The sequence below is a fragment of the Paracoccus versutus genome, from assembly GCF_000763885.1.
GTDB lineage: Bacteria > Pseudomonadota > Alphaproteobacteria > Rhodobacterales > Rhodobacteraceae > Paracoccus > Paracoccus versutus.
Window position 1 is genome coordinate 1 of the sequence record NZ_JRKO01000135.1, and the last position, 2671, is coordinate 2671.

Sequence of the window (2671 nt, forward strand, 5' to 3'; positions counted from 1 at the left end):
GGCTTCCGGGGCCGGGCGATCGGGCGAAATCCAGCGCGCCGCAGCTCAGGATCCTGCCGCTTGCGTTCGCCGTAATCCGAATGCGGCGGCTGGACGAAAAGAAGATCAGCCGCACCGTGCCGGCATCCTTGCCCGCGCCGCGCTCGAACCGGCTGGTGATCGTGCCGTCGCGCATGCCCTGCCGCAAATCGTCGGCGCTGATCCCGAACGCCCTGGCCAGGACGGCCGCGTCGATCCGGGCGCCGTCCTGCTGCAAGTCGATCCCAGGCATCGCCGCCTCTCTTTCCCGGCCTCACTCGGCCGCCACCACGCGCCCTCCCGGACCCGCTCCGGGCCAGGCGCAATCCTCCAGCGTCGTGCGGTCCAGCTCGGCCATGAAGGCCTCGCGCGCCGCGGAAAGCTGCGGCCGCAGGCGGCAGCGCGGCCGCAGGACGCATGCGCCGCCATCGGCGCGGAAACATTCCACGATGGCGAACTTGCGCTCCAGATGGCGCACCACCTGCCCCAGCGTGATCTCATGCGCCGGGCGCATCAGCCGCAGCCCGCCGGACCTGCCGCGCTCGGACCGCACGAAGCCGCCAAGCCCCAGGTCGCTGACCACCTTGGCCAGGTGATGCTGCGAGATGGCGAACTCCCTGGCGATCTGCCCGGTCGAGATCGGCTTTTCCGGCGCCCCCGCCAGGCGCATCAGCACCCGCAATCCGTAGTCGGTAAAGGTCGCAAGACGCATCGGCTCTCCTGAATTGGTATTGACAATACCGATTATGTGGGCGGATATTCGGCATTGCAAGTACCGAATATGGGCTTCGCGCATCCTCCTGCCCCGCGGCGCCCGACTCACCGTCAGACACCCCCCGCTCATGGAGACAGCCATGCCCCAGACCACATTCCCATTGCACGACCGGACGGTCGGCGAGATCGCCGCGCGGCTTCCCGGCGCGTCCGGCGTGTTCCGCCGCTTCGGCATCGACTTCTGCTGCCACGGAGAGGTGCCGCTGGCCGAGGCGGCCAATCGGCGCCAGCTGGACCTTGGCGCACTCGAGGCGGTCCTGGGCGACCTCGACCCGCTGGCGATCCCCGATGCGCCACGCGAGACCGGGGCGCTGATCGACCATATCCAGACCCGCTATCACCAGGCGCATCGCCGGCAGATCCCCGAGCTGATCGCGCTTTCGCGCAAGGTCGAGGCGGTCCATGCCGGCCACCCGGAGGTGCCCGGCGGCCTGGCCGACCTGCTGCAGCGCATGTGGGGCGAACTGGAGATGCACATGAAGAAGGAAGAGCTGATCCTGTTCCCGGCCATGCGCCGGCAGGCGGCGGACCGGATCGCCGCCCCCATCGCCGAGATGCGGCACGATCACGACGATCACGGCGCCTTCCTGGCAGAGCTGGCGCGGCTGACGCAGGACCATACCCTGCCCGAGGGCGCCTGCCGGACCTGGCAGGCGCTTTACGCCGGGACCGCGCAGCTGCGGGCCGACCTGATGGAGCATATCCATCTGGAAAACAACGTGCTGTTCCCGCGCTTTGAAAAGGCCGCATGAGGCCCGCTGCCCGCCCGCTGTTTCATGCGCCACCGCCCCCCGCCGGCGCTGCATCCGACGCCCCGAAGCCCGCCTTTTGCCACCCCTTCAAGGAGGAGGTTCCATGGTCCGACCCAGTTGCATCCTTGCCGCCTCGCTGGCGCTGCTGCCGGCTGCCGGCCTTGCCCAGGGCGGCCAGCCCGCCACGACCGCGGCGGCGGAAGAGACATGGCTGCCCAGCCTGCAGACCCGGACGCCGCAGCAGGGCTTCGACCTGGCCATCGGCATGGCGCGGCGGGCGGTCAGGACGACCCAGCCCGATGTCGCGGCGCTGAAGGCGGGGCGGCCGGGCTATGCCGAGGATGCGGCCAGGCTGATCGACGTCTCGGGGGTGGCGGCGGCCTGGTTCGCGACCATCGCCGCAGCGAACGACTATTGGCGCGAATGAACCTGAACGGAGGACGATCATGGTCGACATCTCCATGCCCAAGGCCAGCGCCGCGCTTGCGGCAAGGCGGCACGCGCTGGCGCCGGGGACCGACGATGCCTTTCTGGCGCTGTCCAAAGCCGTGTTTGCCGACGGCGCGCTGGACAAGCGCACCAAGCAGCTGATCGCGGTCGCCGTGGCCCATGTCACGCAATGCCCCTGGTGCATCGAGGGCCATGTCAAGGGTGCCCGCCGCGAGGGCGCCAGTCCCGAGCAGATCATGGAGGCGATCTGGGTCGCGGCCGAGATGCGCGCCGGGGCCGCCTATGCCCATGCCAACAAGGCGCTTGCGGTGCTGGACCAGATCGATGGCGCGTGAAGCCTGCCCATGCCCTGCTGCCGTCCCTTGCGGAACATGGCTAGGGGTCGAGGCCTGCATGAAGGGCGCGGCGGCAGCCCGGCAGATCACCGCGAGGCTGGATGCCACCCTTGGCCTTGCCGATAGCCGCAGGGCCGGCCAGGTCGCCCTGCCGCCGCGCCCGACCATCGGCGTATCCGCAAACCGGAGCCTGCACAGATAAAGGACAGGACCATGTCAGCCCAGATCAGCGACAGCATCGAAGAGAAGCGGGGCTTCTTCACCCGCTGGTTCATGTCGACGAACCACAAGGACATCGGCATCCTTTACCTGTTCACCGCCGGGACGGCCGGGCTGATCGCC

The 2671-nt window shown here is 69.3% G+C and carries 5 protein-coding genes; 3 read left to right on the forward strand and 2 right to left on the reverse strand.

Translation table 11 applies throughout. The annotated features are described in order from the left end of the window. Both IT40_RS26145 and IT40_RS26150 read right to left on the reverse strand, forming a co-directional pair. A partial coding sequence (locus IT40_RS26145) for a DUF6522 family protein (protein WP_052096364.1) occupies positions 1-256 on the reverse strand: 256 nt, incomplete at its 3' end. A 36-nt stretch (positions 257-292) separates the two neighbouring features. Continuing rightward, on the reverse strand, positions 293-730 hold the full coding sequence (locus IT40_RS26150; protein WP_036761398.1) for an RrF2 family transcriptional regulator: 438 nt from the start codon (positions 728-730) through the stop codon (positions 293-295). A gap of 142 nt (positions 731-872) precedes the next feature. Between IT40_RS26150 and ytfE the strand changes: the two genes are divergently transcribed. The 3 genes from ytfE (at position 873) to IT40_RS26165 (ending at position 2329) form a co-directional block, all read left to right on the forward strand. Further along, positions 873-1544 (forward strand): iron-sulfur cluster repair protein YtfE, encoded by a 672-nt coding sequence (ytfE, locus tag IT40_RS26155; RefSeq protein ID WP_036761399.1) that lies wholly within the window; start codon positions 873-875, stop codon positions 1542-1544. Positions 1545-1647: 103 nt separating this feature from the next. Then, positions 1648-1971: a hexameric tyrosine-coordinated heme protein gene (locus IT40_RS26160; RefSeq protein ID WP_084197490.1), complete on the forward strand. Its 324-nt coding sequence runs from the start codon at positions 1648-1650 to the stop codon at positions 1969-1971. Positions 1972-1990: 19 nt separating this feature from the next. After that, entirely contained in the window at positions 1991-2329 is a 339-nt protein-coding gene (locus IT40_RS26165) for a carboxymuconolactone decarboxylase family protein (RefSeq protein ID WP_036761401.1), read from the forward strand. Positions 2330-2671: the final 342 nt, after the last annotated feature.

What these genes read in the sequence shown, in the direction of transcription:
- ytfE (WP_036761399.1), top strand. Translation starts at nt 873, where the DNA reads ATGCCCCAGACCACATTCCCATTGCACGACCGGACGGTCGGCGAGATC.
- IT40_RS26165 (WP_036761401.1), top strand. Translation starts at nt 1,991, where the DNA reads ATGGTCGACATCTCCATGCCCAAGGCCAGCGCCGCGCTTGCGGCAAGG.
- IT40_RS26150 (WP_036761398.1), bottom strand. Translation starts at nt 730, where the DNA reads ATGCGTCTTGCGACCTTTACCGACTACGGATTGCGGGTGCTGATGCGC.
- IT40_RS26160 (WP_084197490.1), top strand. Translation starts at nt 1,648, where the DNA reads ATGGTCCGACCCAGTTGCATCCTTGCCGCCTCGCTGGCGCTGCTGCCG.